At 72.3% G+C, this 16,751-nt stretch carries 13 protein-coding genes; 8 read left to right on the forward strand and 5 right to left on the reverse strand.

Annotated elements, in window-relative coordinates:
• Positions 1–27: 27 nt before the first annotated feature.
• Positions 28–2,034, reverse strand: a complete 2,007-nt coding sequence (locus tag ACGFIR_RS09910; protein WP_393144308.1) for a beta-galactosidase — start codon at positions 2,032–2,034, stop codon at positions 28–30.
• A 271-nt stretch (positions 2,035–2,305) separates the two neighbouring features.
• Here ACGFIR_RS09910 and ACGFIR_RS09915 point away from each other — a divergent pair, with 271 nt between their 5' ends.
• The 5 genes from ACGFIR_RS09915 to ACGFIR_RS09935 all read left to right on the forward strand — a co-directional run bounded on the left by ACGFIR_RS09915 (position 2,306) and on the right by ACGFIR_RS09935 (position 8,323).
• Positions 2,306–3,631: an ABC transporter substrate-binding protein gene (locus ACGFIR_RS09915; RefSeq protein ID WP_393003863.1), complete on the forward strand. Its 1,326-nt coding sequence runs from the start codon at positions 2,306–2,308 to the stop codon at positions 3,629–3,631.
• A gap of 21 nt (positions 3,632–3,652) precedes the next feature.
• Positions 3,653–4,609, forward strand: coding sequence for a carbohydrate ABC transporter permease (locus ACGFIR_RS09920; protein WP_393144310.1), 957 nt, complete (start codon positions 3,653–3,655; stop codon positions 4,607–4,609).
• Positions 4,606–5,517 carry a carbohydrate ABC transporter permease gene (locus ACGFIR_RS09925; RefSeq protein WP_393144312.1) on the forward strand — a complete coding sequence of 304 codons (912 nt, stop codon included), beginning with the start codon at positions 4,606–4,608 and terminating at the stop codon, positions 5,515–5,517. The genes ACGFIR_RS09920 and ACGFIR_RS09925 overlap by 4 nt, the downstream gene beginning before the upstream one ends.
• A complete protein-coding gene (locus ACGFIR_RS09930) occupies positions 5,514–7,661 on the forward strand; it encodes an alpha-galactosidase (RefSeq protein WP_393144314.1) in 2,148 nt (715 codons plus the stop codon). Before ACGFIR_RS09925 ends, ACGFIR_RS09930 begins: the two co-directional genes overlap by 4 nt.
• Positions 7,662–7,726: 65 nt before the next feature.
• Positions 7,727–8,323 carry a hypothetical protein gene (locus ACGFIR_RS09935; protein WP_393144316.1) on the forward strand — a complete coding sequence of 199 codons (597 nt, stop codon included), beginning with the start codon at positions 7,727–7,729 and terminating at the stop codon, positions 8,321–8,323.
• A gap of 168 nt (positions 8,324–8,491) precedes the next feature.
• On the opposite strand, the gene ACGFIR_RS09940 is transcribed toward ACGFIR_RS09935, so the two are convergent.
• On the reverse strand, positions 8,492–9,865 hold the full coding sequence (locus tag ACGFIR_RS09940) for a cellulase family glycosylhydrolase (RefSeq protein WP_393144318.1): 1,374 nt from the start codon (positions 9,863–9,865) through the stop codon (positions 8,492–8,494).
• 240 nt (positions 9,866–10,105) lie between these two features.
• On the opposite strand from ACGFIR_RS09940, the gene ACGFIR_RS09945 reads away from it, so the two are divergent.
• The 3 genes from ACGFIR_RS09945 (at position 10,106) to ACGFIR_RS09955 (ending at position 13,205) form a co-directional block, all read left to right on the forward strand.
• Positions 10,106–11,068, forward strand: coding sequence for a TIGR03557 family F420-dependent LLM class oxidoreductase (locus tag ACGFIR_RS09945; RefSeq protein ID WP_393003875.1), 963 nt, complete (start codon positions 10,106–10,108; stop codon positions 11,066–11,068).
• A complete protein-coding gene (locus ACGFIR_RS09950; RefSeq protein WP_393144320.1) occupies positions 11,065–11,922 on the forward strand; it encodes an alpha/beta fold hydrolase in 858 nt (285 codons plus the stop codon). Before ACGFIR_RS09945 ends, ACGFIR_RS09950 begins: the two co-directional genes overlap by 4 nt.
• A gap of 236 nt (positions 11,923–12,158) precedes the next feature.
• Entirely contained in the window at positions 12,159–13,205 is a 1,047-nt protein-coding gene (locus tag ACGFIR_RS09955) for an IS30 family transposase (protein WP_393144322.1), read from the forward strand.
• Positions 13,206–13,292: 87 nt separating this feature from the next.
• Here the strand turns inward: ACGFIR_RS09955 and ACGFIR_RS09960 are convergent, their stop codons facing one another.
• From ACGFIR_RS09960 to ACGFIR_RS09970, 3 genes are all read right to left on the reverse strand, one after another.
• Entirely contained in the window at positions 13,293–14,066 is a 774-nt protein-coding gene (locus ACGFIR_RS09960) for a hypothetical protein (protein ID WP_393144324.1), read from the reverse strand.
• 283 nt (positions 14,067–14,349) lie between these two features.
• Complete coding sequence (locus ACGFIR_RS09965) at positions 14,350–15,216, reverse strand: endonuclease/exonuclease/phosphatase family protein (RefSeq protein ID WP_393144326.1); 867 nt, start codon at positions 15,214–15,216, stop codon at positions 14,350–14,352.
• An 8-nt stretch (positions 15,217–15,224) separates the two neighbouring features.
• Complete coding sequence (locus ACGFIR_RS09970) at positions 15,225–16,715, reverse strand: phosphatase PAP2 family protein (protein WP_393003882.1); 1,491 nt, start codon at positions 16,713–16,715, stop codon at positions 15,225–15,227.
• Positions 16,716–16,751: the final 36 nt, after the last annotated feature.

Below are 16,751 nucleotides of genomic sequence, written 5' to 3' on the forward strand. Positions count from 1 at the left end.
CGGATGTCCTCCCTCGGGCCGTCCGCGTCAGCGGGTCGCGTCGGCGGCCGGGTCCTCGCGGACCACGGCCACCTCGCCGGCCGGCACGACCAGGTGGCCGGTGCAACGTGCGCCGGTCAGCAGCTCCACGCCGGCGACGTCGAGCCGGGCGTCGGTGTCGGTGTGGTTGATGACGAAGAGCCAGCTGCGCTCTCCGGCCCGGCGCCGGACCACCTCCACCTCGGCGGGCACCCGCGCCGCCGGGCGTACCCCCGAGTCGGCCACCAGCCGGGCGACCAGCCGGTCGGTCGCGGCCGGGTCCAGCCGGGTGCCGACGTACCAGGCCGCGCCCGCGCCGACGGGGTGCCGGGTGAGCGCCGGCACGCCCGGCAGGGGCCCGTCGGCGTACGCGGCGAGCACCTGCGCGCCCTCGGGGTGCAGCCACTCCGTCCACACGTCGGCGGCGGAACCGTCGTCCAGGGTGACCCGCTCCCCCGCTCGCAGCGGGAAGAACTCCTCGACGCGTACGCCCAGCAGGTCCCGGAACGCGCCGGGGTAGCCGCCGAGGCGGACGTGGTCGTGCTCGTCGACGATGCCGCTGAAGTACGTGACCAGGGCCGTGCCGCCCGCCTCCACGTACGCGCCCAGCGCCGCGGCGTGCGCGTCGCGCACCAGGTAGAGGGTGGGCACCAGCACCAGCCGGTAAGGGGAGAGGTCGGCCGACGGGTGCACGACGTCGGCGGTGATGCCGGCCCGCCACAGCGAGTCGTGCAGCGCGCCGAGCCGGTCGGCGTACGCGACGTCCACGGTGGGGTGCGAGTCCAGCTCGGCGCCCCACCACGCCTCGTAGTCGAAGAGGATCGCCACCTCCGCCTCGACCCGGCTGCCGCGTACCTCGGCGAGGGCTCGCAGGTCCGCGCCGAGCCGGCACACCTCGCGGAACACCTTGGTCTCGACGCCGGCGTGCGGGACGAGCGCCGAGTGGAACTTCTCCGCCCCGGCGCGGGAGGCCCGCCACTGGAAGAAGAGCACGCCGTCCGCGCCGCGCGCCACGTGCGCCAGGCTGTTGCGGCGCAGCTGGCCGGGGAGCTTGGCGACGTTGCGCGGCTGCCAGTTGACGGCGCTGGTGGAGTGCTCCATCAGCAGCCATGGCGCGCCCCCGGCCACGCCCCGGGTGTGGTCGGCCGCGAGGGCGAGGCCGACGTGCGGGCGCGGGTCGGCGGCGGTGAGGTAGTGGTCGTTGGCGACGAGGTCCACGTCGGACGCCCAGGAGTGGTAGTCGAGGTGTTTGACGCCGGTGCCGATCATGAAGTTCGTGGTGACCGGCTGGCGCACGAGCCGGCGCAGCACCTCGCGTTCGGCGCGCAGCTGGGCGCGCTGCTCGTCGGAGGAGAAGCGCAGGAAGTCCAGTTGCTGGGTGGGATTGGCGAAGGTCGGTGCGGCGCGCGGCGGGTTGATTTCGGCCCAGTCGCCGTAGCGCTGGCTCCAGAATGCGGTGCCCCAGGCGTCGTTGAGCCCGTCCAGGTCGCCGTGGCGCTCGCGTAGCCAGCGGCGGAACGCCTCGGCGCTGACGTCGCAGTAGCAGTGCACGTTGTGGCAGCCCAGCTCGTTGGAGACGTGCCACATGACCACGGCGGGGTGGTCGGCGTACCGGGTGGCGAGGGCCTCGACCAGGGCCAGCGACCGTTCCCGGAACACCGGCGAGCTGGGGCAGTACGCCTGCCGTCCGCCCGGCCACAGGATCGTGCCGTCGGCCCGCCGGGGCAGCGTCTGCGGGTGCCGGTGCGCCAGCCACGGGGGCGGGCTGGCGGTGGCGGTGGCCAGGTCGACCGAGATCCCGCCGTCGTGCAGCACGTCGAGCACCCGGTCCAGCCAGCCGAACTCGTACTCGCCGGGGGCGGGCTCCAGCAGCGCCCAGGAGAAGATGCCCACCGACACCAGGTTGACCCCGGCCCGGCGCATCAGCTCGACGTCCTCGGCCCACGTCGCCTCGGGCCACTGCTCGGGGTTGTAGTCGGCGCCGAACCAGATCCGCTCACCCTGCCATCGCCGCATGCACACAGAGAGTGCCCGGCCGGGCCAGCCAAGTCAACACGTTCCAACATCGATCATCGTTACGACGCCAACGTCCGATGCGCTTGCCGCAGCTGGGGATGTCGGGCCTCGGCGGCCCTCTTGACAGCGCCCGGAGGACGAGTAGCTTGAGGCGCCACTGGCAAATCGTGTTCGCCAATGTGGATTCGCGATGGATCCGGGTGTGTGTTCACGGTTGCCGGGGCACCGCCACCGACGGCCCTCGGGCACCTCTTCATCCGCAGGAGGCACCATGTCCCGTCCCCGCACCCGAGCCGAATACCTCGCCCGCCTCGTACCCCCCTCCGTGGCCGGCCTCGACCGTCGCTCGCTGCTGGCCGGCGCCGCCGGCACCACCGCGCTGCTCGGCACGGGCCTGCTCGCCGGCTGCGGTTCCGACTCCGGAGGGTCCGACGCCAAGACGGTGTCGCTGGGCTCCAACCAGTCCGATCCGAAGCCCAAGGAGGTGGTCGCGAAGGTCGTGGAGGGGTTCCAGGCCTCGTCCGGCCTCCAGGTGGCCGTCAACACCGTCGACCACAACACGTTCCAGGAGAACATCAACAACTATCTCCAGGGCAGGCCGGACGACGTGTTCATGTGGTTCGCCGGCTACCGGATGCGGTTCTTCGCCGCCCGGGGCCTCGCCGGTGACCTCAGCGACGTCTGGGGCAGGCTCTCCGGGTTCTCCGACGCGTTCCGCAAGGCGTCGACGGGGGACGACGGCAAGCAGTACTTCGTGCCGTCGTCGTACTACCCGTGGGCCGTCTTCTACCGCAGGTCCGTCTGGCAGCAGAACGGCTACCAGGTCCCGAAGACCCTCGACGACCTGACCGCGCTCGCCGGCCAGATGAAGAAGGACGGCCTCACCCCGATCGCCTTCGCCGACAAGGACGGCTGGCCGGCGATGGGCACCTTCGACATCCTCGACCTGCGGATCAACGGCTACCAGTTCCACATCGACCTGATGGCCGGCCGGGAGGCCTGGACCTCCGAGAAGGTGAAGAAGGTCTTCGACACCTGGCGCGGCCTGCTGCCGCTGCACCAGCCGGACAGCCTCGGCCGGACCTGGCAGGAGGCCGCCCAGTCGTTGCAGCAGAAGAAGAGCGGCATGTACCTGCTCGGCCTCTTCGTCGGCCAGCAGTTCGACGGCAAGGACCTGGAAGACCTCGACTTCTTCACCTTCCCCGAGATCGACCCGGCGATCGGGGCCAAGGCCCTGGACGCGCCCATCGACGGCTACATGCTGGCCCGCAGGCCGAAGCAGGAGGCCAACGCCAGGAAGCTGCTGGAGTACGTCGGCTCGAAGGCCGCCGCGGACATCACCGTCAAGAACGACCCGAGCACGCTGGTCGCCAACGGCGAGGCCGACACCAGCGGCTACAGCGCCCTGCAACGCAAGGCCGCCGAGCTGGTCGGCTCGGCCACGGAGATCGCCCAGTTCCTGGACCGCGACACCCGCCCCGACTTCGCCTCGACGGTGATCATCCCGGCGTTCCAGCAGTTCATCAAGGACCCGAAGGACATCGACGGGCTGACGTCCAGCATCGAGAACCAGAAGAAGTCGATCTTCACCGACTGACGGCGAGAGGGTGAGGGCACCGTGTCCGACCTGCCCCTGATCCAAGCGGATCGCGCCGCGCCGCCGCCGGCGGCGGCCCCCCGCGGGGGTGGCCGCCGCCGGCGCGTACGGCTGCTGTCCCGTACCGACCGCGTGGTCGTCGCGCTCATGGTGGCCGTACCGCTGCTGCTCGTCGTCGGCCTGGTCTGGCTGCCGGCGGGCGCCACCGTACTGCTCTCCGGCACCGACTGGGACGGCATCGGCCCGGTCTCCGACATCGAGTGGGTCGGCGGGCGCAACTACGCCGACGTGGTGCGGAACTATCCGCCGTTCGTGCCGGCCGTGCAGAACAACCTGCTCTGGCTGGCGGCGCTGTTCGTGGTGGCCACCCCGTTCGGCATGTTCCTGGCCGTCCTGCTGGACAAGGAGCTGCGCGGCACCCGGTTCTACCAGACGGCGCTCTACCTGCCGGTGGTGCTCTCGCTGGCGCTGATCGGCTTCGTCTGGCAGCTGCTCTACTCCCGCGACCAGGGCCTGCTCAACGCCCTGTTCGGCACCGACGTCGACTGGTACGGCGACCCCGGCGTCAACATCTGGGCCGTGCTGGTGGCCGCCGGCTGGCGGCACGTCGGCTACATCATGCTGCTCTACCTGGCCGGGCTGAAGGGCGTCGACCCGTCGCTGCGGGAGGCCGCCGCCGTGGACGGCGCGTCGGAGGGCCGGACGTTCTTCGCGGTGATCTTCCCGGTGCTGCGGCCCATCAACATCATCGTGCTGGTGGTGACGGTGATCGAGTCGCTGCGCGCGTTCGACCTGGTCTGGGTCATCAACAAGGGCCGCAACGGCCTGGAGCTGCTCTCGGCGCTGGTCACCCAGAACGTGGTGGGCGAGGCGAGCCGGATCGGCTTCGGCTCGGCGCTGGCGACGATCATGCTGGTCGTCTCGCTCCTCTTCATCACCGTCTACCTGGCGACCGTGCTGCGGGAGGGCCGCCGATGAGCACCGCGACCGTGCCCCGGGAAGTCGAGACCACTCCCGCGCCCCGGCGCCGCCCACCGCCGCGCCCCGCCCGGGTGGTGCTGCACGTCTTCCTCGCCGCGGTGGCGGTCGGTTGGCTCTTCCCGATCCTCTGGGCCGTGCTGACCTCGCTGCGCTCCTACGAGTACACGGCCGTCCACGGCTACGTCTCGCTCGGCGGGTGGACCCTCGACAACTACGTCACCGCCTGGCGGACCGCCGAGTTCGGCAAGCACTTCCTCAACTCCGTCTACATCACCGTGCCGGCGGTGCTGCTGACCCTCTTCCTCGCCTCGTGCGTGGCGTTCGTCATCGCCCGGTTCAGCTGGAAGACCAACATCGTCCTGCTCGGCCTGTTCACCGCCGCGAACCTGCTGCCCCAGCAGGCTCTGCTCATCCCGCTGTTCCGGCTCTTCACCCAGGTGCCGCTGCCGGCGTTCATGAGCGACTCGGAGGTGCTCTACGACAGCTACTGGGGGCTGATCCTGGTCAACGTCGCCTTCCAGTGCGGCTTCTGCGTCTTCGTGCTCAGCAACTACATGAAGGCCCTGCCGCACGACCTCTACGAGGCGGCGATGATCGACGGGGCGAGCGTCTGGCGCCAGTACTGGCAGGTGACCCTGCCGCTGTGCCGGCCGGCCCTCGCCGCGCTGGCCACCTTGGAGGTGACCTGGATCTACAACGAGTTCTTTTGGGCCACCGTGCTCATGCGTACCGGCGACAAGTTCCCGGTCACCAGCTCGCTGAACAACCTGCGCGGCGAGTTCTTCACCGACAACAACCTCGTCTCGGCCGGCTCGGTGCTGGTCGCCATCCCGACCCTGGTGGTGTTCTTCCTGCTCCAGAGGCAGTTCGTCCGGGGCCTGACCCTGGGAGCGTCAAAAGGATGAGCATCGTCCACCTGCGCCGTGCCCGGACCAGCCTGGTGCTCGACGCGCGCGGCCCGGGGCTGCCCCGCGTCGCGCACTGGGGCGCCGACCTCGGCCCGGTCCCGGCCGGCGACCTGCCCGCCCTGGTCGACGCCACCGTCGCGCCGGTCGTACCGAGCAGCTTCGACGCGCCCACGGTGCTGTCCCTGCTGCCGGAGGCGTCGGCCGGCTGGGGCGGCCGGCCCGCGCTGGCCGGGCACCGCGAACGCCGGGACTGGTCCACCGCCTTCCGCCTCGACTCCCTCGACGTCGGCGACGACGAGCAGGCCGCGCCGGCCCGGGTCACCGTCCGGGCCTCGGACGCCGCCGCCGGGCTGTCGCTGACCGTCGAGCTCACCCTCGACCCGACCGGGCTGGTGCTGCTGCGGCACTGGCTGCACAACGACGGCGACCGCCCGTACGAGCTGCGGGAGCTGACCCCCGTCCTGCCGGTGCCGGCGGTCGCCACCGAACTGCTCGACCTGACGGGCCGGTGGTGCCGGGAGCGGTCCCCGCAGCGGCACCCGTGGCCGATGGGCACCTGGGTACGCGAGGGACGGCACGGCCGCACCGGGCACGACGCGACCCTGCTGCTGGTCGCCGGCACGGCCGGGTTCGGCTTCGGCCACGGTGAGGTGTGGGCGGTGCACACCGCCTGGAGCGGCGACCACGTGACCTTCGCCGAGCGGCGGCCGACGGGCGAGTCCATTCTCGGCGGCGGTGAGCTGCTCGCCCCCGGCGAGGTGGTGCTCGACCCGGGCGCGGAGTACGCCACCCCCCTGCTGTACGCGGTCTTCTCCGCCGCCGGGCTGGACGGGCTCAGCGACGTCCTGCACACCCACCTGCGCGCCCGCCCGCGGCACCCGACCACGCCCCGCCCGGTCACCCTCAACGTCTGGGAGGCCGTCTACTTCGACCACGACCTGGACCGGCTGCGGGCGCTGGCCGACCACGCCGCCGAGGTTGGGGTGGAGCGGTTCGTGCTCGACGACGGGTGGTTCCGGGGCCGCCGCCACGACCTCGCCGGCCTCGGCGACTGGTACGTCGACGACACCGTCTGGCCCGACGGCCTGCACCCGCTCGTCGACCACGTACGCGGGCACGGGATGCAGTTCGGGCTCTGGGTCGAGCCGGAGATGGTCAACCCCGACTCCGAGCTGTTCCGCGCCCACCCGGAGTGGGTGCTGTCGGTGCCCGGCCGGCTGCCCCCGTCGTGGCGGCACCAGCAGGTGCTCGACCTGGCCCACCCACCGGTCTACGACCACCTGCTGCACCGGCTGGACGACCTGCTCACCGCCTACCCCGGCATCGGCTACCTCAAGTGGGACCACAACCGGGACCTGACCGAGGCCGGCCACCACGGCCGCCCGGGGGTGCACGGGCAGACCCTCGCGGTGTACCGGCTCCTCGACGAGCTGCGCCGCCGCCACCCCGGGGTGGAGATCGAGAGCTGCGCGTCCGGGGGTGCCCGGGTGGACCTGGAGATCCTGCGGCGCACCGACCGCGTCTGGGCCAGCGACTGCAACGACGCCCTGGAGCGGCTGGCCATCCAACGCTGGACGGGGCTGCTCCTGCCGCCCGAGCTGGTCGGCACCCACATCGGCCCGGAACGCTCGCACACCACCCACCGCGTGCACGACCTGGGCTTCCGGGCGGCGACCGCGCTCTTCGGCCACCACGGCATCGAGTGGGACATCGGCGCGATCGGTTTCATCCAGCGCCGCGAGCTGGCCGCCTGGGTCGCGCTGCACAAGCGGCTGCGCCCGCTGCTGCACGCCGGCCGGGTGGTCCGGGTCGACCATCCCGACCCGGCCGTCTGGGCGCACGGCGTCGTCGCCCACGACCGGTCCCACGCGGTGTACGCCGTGACCCGGCTGACCACCTCGACGGCCCAGGCGCCCGGGCCGGTCCGGCTTCCCGGCCTGGACCCCCACCGGCGGTACGCGGTGCGCCCCGTCGCCGGAGTGCCGGAGCCCGCCACCCTCCAGCTCACCGAGCCGGGCTGGCTGGCCGACGGCGACGGCGTGACGCTCGGCGGCGCGGTGCTGGCGACCGTCGGGCTCCAACTGCCGGCGCTGCACCCCGAGCAGACCGTGCTGCTGGAGGTCACCGCCGTCGACGGGTGACGGCCGGCGCCGGGGCGGCTGTCGGGCAACGGCACCGGTGGCTGGGTGCGGCTACTCTCGCCGGCATGCCGCGCTTCCGCCCCGGACCGCGTTATGTGGTCCTCCTCGCGCTTGCCGTTACAGCAGCCTTTTGCTGGAACATGGCAGCGGACGCCGACGAGCCGGACCTGCCGGCAGAGCTGTTCGTGGTGACGGGCACGGTCGACTCGGTCGGGACCGCCCAGGAGAGGTCGGGATCAGGCAATAGCAGGACCTTCGTCGTGCGTAATCTGGTGACGCTCCGCGAGCACCCCGGGGTCGAGTTCAGGGTGCGGAGTCTGCCGGGCAGGGAGCTGCTGCCCGGCACGCCGGTCCGATTCGAGTTGCGCGAAGACCCCGAGTCGAAGCTGGAGAACGCAGGCTCCTACCACGTGCACCACCGGATCACCGCCGACGGCTTCGTCGCCGACGGCACTGTGGTCTACACGGCGACCGAGGCCCAGGCACGCCGCGACGCGGCAGTCATGCGGTTCCGCAGCGTCTCTCTGTTGCTGTGGGCTGTGGTGGTCTTCTGGATCGCGCTACTGGCCTGGCGGCACCGGGTGTTTCTGCAGTCTTTGCTGCAGCCCGACGGCGCGTCAGCCATGGTCGACAGGTTTCGGAGGTGGGTGTACAGGGAGTAAGGCGACCTCACCGTCATGCGCGCCGACTCCCGCGGCGGCACAGCCGGCGGTATCCGTCGTTCGACCGGCAGGTGGCAGTCGGTGCGGCACTGTGGACACGTCCTCATGAGGTTGTCCTCCCACCGGTGGCCGGGGACGTGTGGACCGGCCACCGGTGGGCGGGGATGCTCAGCTCGCGGTGCAGGTCACCGCGGGCGTGGCGTTGGTGCCGTTCCAGCTGGCGATGAAGCCGAAGCTGGTGCTCGCCCCGGCGCCCAGCCGGCCGTTCCAGTCGGCGTTGCGGGCCGTGACGGTCGACCCGCTGCTGCTCAGGACGGTGCTCCAGGACTGGCTGACGGTCTGGCCGTTGGCGAACGTCCACCTCGTCGTCCAGCCGGTGATCGCCGCCGAGCCGGCGGTCACCTTCACCTCGCCCTGGAAGCCGCCCTGCCACTGGTTGGTCACCGTGTACGTCGCGGTGCAGCCGCCCGGCGGCGGGGTCGTCGGCGGCGGGGTGGTGGGCGGAGGCGTGGTGGGGGGCGGCGTGGTGGGGGGCGGGCTCGTCGGCGGCGGGGTGCTGGCGTAGACCGTCGCCTCCCGGGCGGTGGCCTTGATCCCGTTCGCGCCGTTGAAGATGCGCTGGCCCCAGGTGGTCAGTGCGGCGGGGTTGAAGTTCGTGACCATGTCGAGGTACTCGACGCCACCGCCGTTGCCGCTCCACGACCAGCCCAGGTAGCCGATCCCGTTGGCCTGGGTGTAGGAGAGGATGGCGTCCTCGTCCGGGTTGCCGTCGGAGTGGTCGAAGCCGAACTCACCCACGACGATCGGCAGCTTGGCCGTACGGAACCGACCGAGGTAGTCGCTGATCTCGGCGGCGGTGTCGAAGACGCCGTACATGTGGATGGAGAAGACGGTGTTCTTCTGCGGGTCCGCCGCGAAGACCGACGCGGCGTTGTCGCGCATGGTGAACGTCCAGTCCTGGCCCCAGTTGGGGGCGTCGACCATGATCGTGTGCGTCAGGCCGCCCGCCCGCAGCCGCTTGATCGCGTTGGCGGTGTCGGTCGCCCAGGTGCCGTAGCCCTGGTTGCCGTACGGCTCGTTGCCGATGTTGACGATGACGTACTTCTCCTGGCCGGCGAGGGCGCTGGAGATGCTCAGCCAGTAGTCGACCGCCTGGTCCAGGGTGGCCGCCCCGCTCTGCTCGCCGTAGCCGGTGGTGTCGTGCACCTCCAGTACGCAGATCAGCCGGTTGGCCTTGCACAGCGAGATGACGTTGGCGACGTCGGCGGTGTCGTTCTTCGTCCACCGCTGGCCGCTGGCCAGGACCACCCGCACCGTGTTCGCCCCGAGCGCCTTGATGGCGGCGAAGGAGCTGGTCTGCTGCTGGTACCAGGTGTGCGCGTGGTTCACGCCGCGCATGATGAACTCGCTGCCGTTGGCGTCGTAGAGCTTGCCGTCGGCGACGGTGAAGCCGGTGGCGGCCCGCGCGGGCTGACCGAACGCCAGCACGGCGACCAGCAACGCGAGCAGGGCCGCACCGGCGGCGGAGAGTCTCTTCTTCATGGCCTTCCTCAAAGGGAGGACCCCCGCTGCCCAGGTGGGGGTGGGGCGTACAGGGGATGGCGGCTGTAGCCCGACAGCCGCCGCCCGGCTCCCGGCGGCGCAGGGATCAGCGTAGGCGGGTCGGGGCGGTCACGCAATGAACCGGTTAAGCGGCGGCAGACTCGGCACCGGACGCGGGGGTTGACCCGGGCTGGTGGGGGTATCCGGGGATGATCCGCCCCGGGTCGGAAGGAGACAGCCATGGTCAACGTCGGCTACACCCTGCTGTGCGAGCAGGCCGGTCCCAAGCAACTGGTCGACTACGCGGTACGGGCGGAGGCGGCCGGCTTCGACCAGCTCGTCATCTCCGACCACTACTACCCCTGGCTGGACTCCCAGGGCCACTCCCCGTACGCCTGGTCGGTGCTCGGCGCGGTCGCGCACGCCACCAGCCGGGCGCAGCTGATGTCCTTCGTCACCTGCCCGATCCGCCGCTACCACCCGGCGGTCGTGGCGCAGAAGGCCAGCACGGTCGGGGTGCTCTCCGACGGCCGGTTCACCCTCGGCCTCGGCGCGGGCGAGAACCTCAACGAGCACGTGGTGGGCGGCTGGCCGCACGTGCAGCAGCGCCACGAGATGTTCGAGGAGGCGCTCCAGGTCATCCGGCCGCTGCTCAACGGCGAGACGCTGACCTTCTCGGGCAACCACTACGACGTGCCCGACGCCTACGTGTGGGACCGCCCGGAGCGGCCGGTGCCGATGGCCGTCGCCGCCTCCGGCCGCCAGTCGGTGACCCTCGCCGCCGAGTACGGCAACGGCCTCGTCGCCACGGAACCGGACCCGCACATCATCGAGATGTACGACGACGCCGGCGGCGCCGGGCAGCCCCGCTACGGCCAGGTGGCCATCTGCTACGGCCCCGACGAGGCCGAGTGCCGCAAGATCGTGCACGACCAGTTCCGCTGGTTCGGGATGGGCTGGAAGGTCAACACGGACCTGCCCGGGCCGAATTCGTTCGCCGCCGCCACCCAGTTCGTCCGCGAGGAGGACGTGGCCGAGGGGATCGCCTGCGGACCGGACGTGGACCGGCACGTCGAGGCGTTCAAGAAGTTCGTCGACGCGGGCTTCACCCACGTGGCGATCGTGCAGGTGGGCGGCGAGACGCAGCCGATGTTCCTGGACTGGGCGCAGGAGCAGCTCCTGCCGAGGCTGCGCGAGCTGTGAGGGCGTCGCCGCTCCGGCCGCCCCGGACGACCCCGCCGGGCCGGTTCGGTCCGGCGGAGCTGCGCGTCGCGCTGGCCGCCCCGAAGCCGGCCGCCGGACTGAGCAGCGAGTGGCGGCTGGTCGACGGACTCCGTACGCACACCCGCCGCGCGGGCGACCCCGGCGCCGCAGCCACCCCGGTCGTGCTGGTGCACGGGCTGGCCGTGTCCCACCGCTACCTGACCCCGCTCGCCCTGGCGCTGGCCGACACCCGTCCGGTGTACGTGCCCGACCTGCCCGGCTTCGGGCTGACCGAGCACCCCGGCAGCGCCTACGACGTACGCCAGCACGCCGCGCACCTGGCCGCCTGGCTGGCCGCGTACCGGCTGCCGCCCGTCTGCCTGCTCGGGCACTCGTTCGGCGCGGAGGTCGTCGCGGCGCTGGCCGCCCGGCACCCCGAGGCGGTCCGGGCCGTGGTGCTCGCCGGCCCGACCAGCGACCCGGCCGGCCGGTCCCGCCGGAGGCAGTTCGGACGCTGGCTCGTGGACACCGTGCGGGAGGCGCCGTTACAGGCGCCCATCCTGCTGCGGGACGTCCTCGACGCCCGCCCCTGGCGGGTCCACGCGACGCTGTCGCACTCGGTGCGCAACGACATCGAGGCGGACCTGGTCCGCATCGCCGCGCCCACCCTGGTGGTCGCCGGCTCCCGGGACCCGCTCGTGCCGCCCTCCTGGCGTACGCAGGTGGGCCGACTGCTGCCGCACGCCCGTACGGTCACCGTGCCGGGTGCCGCGCACAACGTCGCCACCACCGCCCCGGCGCAGCTCGCCGACGCGATCCGCGCCCTCCTCGCCCCCTCGCTGACGAACAGGTGATCGCATGCGTATCGGCAACACGGAGATCCGGCCGGCCGGCGGCGGTCTCGGCTGCCTACTGATGATCCTCTTCTCGATCGTCGCCTCGGTGGTCCTGACCGTGGTGCTAAACCTGCTCCTGTAACCCTGCTCGGGCTCGGGCTTCGGCTTCGGCTTCGGCTTCGGCTTCGGCTTCGAGATCTTGGTACGGAAGTGCCCCTGGGGCGGGCTCAACTGGTGGTTGCAACGCCTCCTTCATGATCTTCGTTGGGGTGGTTGTGGCGTCGAGGTTGAGTGCGTTGGAGCGGGAGCAGATCGGGTTGGGTCGGGCTGAGGGTGAGTCGGTGCGGTCGATCGCGCGGAGGTTGGGACGGGCGCCGTCGACGATTTCGCGGGAGGTGGGCCGGTTCGAACGGTACGGGCAGCGGTATCAGCCGTCGGTGGCGCAGTGGGCGTCGTTTTTGCGGCATGGCCGTGCCAAGCGGGTGCCGCGGTTGGCTGTGGATGGGCCGTTGCGTCGGGCGGTGCTGGATATGCTGCGGCGACGCCGATCGCCGCAGCAGATCGCCGCTCGGTTGCGGTGGGAGTTTCCGCTGCGGCCGGAGATGCAGGTGTCACACGAGACGATCTATCAGGCGATCTATCTGCAGGCGCGTGGGAACCTTCGTGCCGAGTTGAGCCGTCAGGTGGCGCTGCGGTCGGGGCGGGCGGCGCGTCGGCGTCGGCCGGTGGCGGCGGCAGCGCTTCGGTCGAGTCGGCCCTGGCTCGGGTTGAACATCAGCGCCCGCCCCGCCGAGGTCACCGATCGGGCGGTGCCCGGGCATTGGGAGGGTGACCTCCTTGAGGGGATACGCCGTGGTGGGCGTGGTGGTTCCGCGATCGCCACTCTGGTGGAACGCGCTACCCGCTTCGTGATCCTGGTCGGGCTCCCCCAAGGGAAGATGTCCGATTACGTCGTGTCGCAGCTGGCCGCCGCGATGACCTGGCTACCGCAGCGGCTACGGGCCTCTCTGACGTGGGACCAGGGCCCCGAGATGGCCCGGCACCGTGACTTCACCATCGCCACCGACTGCCCGGTCTACTTCTGCGACCCGCACAGTCCCTGGCAACGCGGCAGCAACGAGAACACCAACGGCCTGCTACGCCAGTATTTCCCGAAAGGCCGCTTCGACTTCACCACCATCGACCAAGCCCACCTCAACGCCGTCGCCGACGAACTCAACGACCGTCCACGGATGACCCTGGGCTGGGCCACCCCCGGTGAGAAAATGGCTGAGTTACTCGGTGTTGCAACCACCGATTGAACCCGCCTGGAGGGGCCGTTTCTTGCCAAGATCTCGCTCGGGTACCGCTCGTCGGGTGCCCTCCGCCGTCGTCGCGGCGTCCGCGGGTCAGCTCCGCAGGCCGAGGGCGGTCAGCGCCTCATGGGTCGCCTGGCGAACCGGGTCCACGACGGCGCGGCGCACCCAGCGGACGGCCGGCGACACGGTCGCCCGCCACGCGGCGGCCACCGCCCGACCCACCGGGCGGACGGCGTGCCGCCACAGCCAGGCCGCCCCGAGCACGAACGGCCGCAGCGTGAGCGCGTAACACCACCAGAGCAGCCGGCCGGCTGCCCACCACGCCCAGCCAAGCGCACCGAGCAGCACCCGCCCCACCGCCGCCAGCCACCGCCCGACCGCCACGAGCCCCGCCACCAGCAGGCGTCCGAGCGGCGCGAGGAGCCGGGCCAGCCAGCGCAGCGGCACCCAGATCAGGTGGTACGCCAACCAGGCCAGCGGTATCCACACCACCGTCCGGGCCAGCCAGGCCAGCCCCCGTGCGAGCCACACCAACGGCACCCAGACCAGCGTGCGCAGCAGCCAGGACAGGCCAAGGCCGAACCAGCGCAGCAGCCAGGCCACGCTACGGCCGAGCCAGCTCAGCGGCACCCACACCAGGATCCGCAGTAGCCAGCCCAACGGGCGCAGCAGCCAGCGGTCCAGGAACCGGCCGAGCGGCGCGAGCAGCCAGCGGTGCAGCCACCGGCCGACGGCGGCGACCACCTCCCACGCCAGCCGGAAGGGCAGCACCACTACCAGCGCGATTCCCCGGACGACGGCGACCAGCAGCGGGGTAGGTGGGGACCCGGCGTTCCCCGAGTCCGCGCTCGGCGAGTCGATCACCGGCTCACGGTAGTCAGCACCGGCAACGCGCCGCCCTCCCGCCCCCTGGGAAGGACCGGGGTCGCCCGGCCAGGCCGGGCAGGGCGGGCGGTCAGCCGGGCAGAGCGGGCGGTCAAGCCGGGCAGAGCGGGCGGTCAAGCCGGGCAGAGCGGGCGGTGAGGGCGGGCGGTCAGGGCGGGCAAGCAGGGCAGGCGCGGGCAGAGCGGGCGGGCACGCGCGGGCAAGGCGGTCAGGGCGGGCATAAGCGCGGGCAGGGGCGGGCGGGCAGGCGGGGGCGGGGCGCTCAGGACGGGTCGAGGTCCAGGTCCGCGACGACCGGGTAGTGGTCGGAGGCGTACTCGGTGTCGCCGCCGCGCAGCACCCGGCAGTCCCGCACCCGCTCGGCGAGCGCCGCCGTGCCGAACAGGTAGTCCAGCCGCATCCCCGAGAACTCGGCCCCGCCGCCGTGCCGGGTCGGCGCGGTCAGCCCGGCGTCCGCCGTGCCGTCGTCCGGCGGGCTGATCGCCGCGTACAGGTCGATCAGGCCGGCGGCGAGCAGCCGGGCCACCGCCCGGGTCTCCACCGTCCGCCCGTCGCGGCGCAGGTGACGTCGGCGGTACGCGGCCGGCAGCCGGGCGATGCGGTCGGTGTGCTCGGCCACCGGGTCGAGGGTGTTCAGGTCCCCGGCCAGCATTCCCAGCTCCCCCGGCGCGCGGCGCAGCGCGGCGGCGGCCCAGCCCGCCTCGACGCGGCGGCGCAGCCCCGAGTACGGGTCGAGGTGCACGCTCAGCACCGTGAGCGCTCCGGCGGTGGTCGCCACGGTGACGCGCTGCGCGGCGTGGTGGAACGGCCGGCGCACCCGGGTCGCGGCGAGCGCCCGCAGCGGCGGTCGCAGCAGCACCGCCACCGGCTGTCCGAAGCAGGACCGGGCCAGGTGGGGGCGCATCCCCACCCGGCCCGCGAAGTCGGCGAGCGCCCCGCCGGCAGCTGCGCGGCGACCACCACCGGGGGCGGGCGCAGCGGCCGGCCGGTCGTCGAAGCCCCGCAACTCCTGCAACGCCAGCACGTCCGGCCGCTCGGCGGCGACGACCCGGACCAGCAGGTCCCGGCGGTCGGCGCCGCCGCGATCGCGCCCGCCCGTGCGGATGTTCCAGGTCATCGCCCGCAGCATGGGCGGCGTCAGTCCGCCCGGCCGGCCTTGGCCAGCTCGTCGTCGAGGGTGTGCACATCCTCGGACTCGATGCTCGGCTGGTTGCCCTCGCGCACGTCCTCGTTGGGGCGGATCACCCAGTAGAGCAGCCCGATCCAGAGGGTCGTGAGGATGATCGCGCCCATGAAGTCGGTGGGGTGGTGCATCCCCCGGTACATCCGGCTGATCGCCACGCCGACCGGCATCACGACCGCCAGCGCCACGAAGATCCACCGCCACCACCGGTCGGTACGCGGAAAGACGATCACCGCGATCGCCACCCAGACGCAGAGCGTGGCCGCGATGTGGCCGGACGGGAAGGAGGAGGTCGGCATCGGCCCGTCGAGGTTGCCGACCGGCGGGCGCGGCCGGTCGACCGCGGCGGCGGAGGCGAGGAAGAGGCTCAGCTCGCCGAACATGGTCAGCGCCACGAACAGCACCGGCCGCCAGCGCCGCCACACGGCGAGCACGATCGGGCAGAAGACCAGCGAGATGAGCAGGATGGCGTGGGTGTCGCCGACCTTGCTCCACCAGTAGCTGACGTCGTCCCGGCCGGGGGTGCGGTGCTCGGCGAACCACCTCGGCACGTCGGTGTCCAGGGTGGCGAAGAAGGTGCCCCCGGCGTGGTAGCTGACGAACATGCCGAAGCCGTAGAGCGCGCCGAGGACCAGCACCCAGCCGACGATCAGCTCGAACACGGCGGCCCGGGGGTGCGGCAGCAGGTGCGCCTCGTCGGGAGCGGGTGCCACGTCGTGCGCGGCCTCCGGCTCCAGCCCGTCGGTCAACGCCGGGACCGGCCGGCCGCGCTCGAGCCGCCAGAGCCGGAAGGCGTACGCGGTGACGCCGAGCCAGGCGGCGCCGAGCAGCCAGGCGCCGAGGACGTCCGAGACGAAGTGCACGCCCAACGCGATCCGGGTCAGGCCGATGAGGAACACGATGACGGCGACCAGGGCGATCGCCGGCTTGCGCCAGCGGCGCGACATGGCCGGCAGGAAGACGAGCAGCAGCGCCCCGTAGGCGACCATCGAGCCGAGTGCGTGCCCGCTGGGGAAGCTGTCCCCGGCGTACGTGCCGATGGGCACCTCCACCTCGGGGCGCAGCCGGTCCACCAGTGTCTTGAGCGCCGGGTCGAGGACGAGGGCGCCGACGCCGGTGACGATCAGGAACACCGCGAGCCGGCCCTGCTTGCGGATCAGCAGGCCGACCACGGCGACCGAGACCAGCCAGACGATCACCGCCCGCCCGCCGAGGTCGGTGAGCGCGTTGAGCACGGTCACCAGCGGCCCGTGCGGGGCGACCAGGTCGTTGAGCCAGGCGGCCACGCCGTGGTCGACGTCGTAGAGCGGGGTCCACCGGGTCCGGACCAGCACGAGGAGCACCCCGAACCCGACCCCGGCGCCGAGCACGATCGCCAGGCCGGCGAGCGTACGCTCGGTGAAGTGACCCAAGGGTCGTCGCAACGCCTCTTTGACCGCGCCCACGGCAGCCTCCCTCTCGCTTCTGGCGTGCCGCTTTAC

The sequence above is a fragment of the Micromonospora sp. NPDC049051 genome, from assembly GCF_043197575.1.
Taxonomy (GTDB): Bacteria; Actinomycetota; Actinomycetes; order Mycobacteriales; family Micromonosporaceae; genus Micromonospora.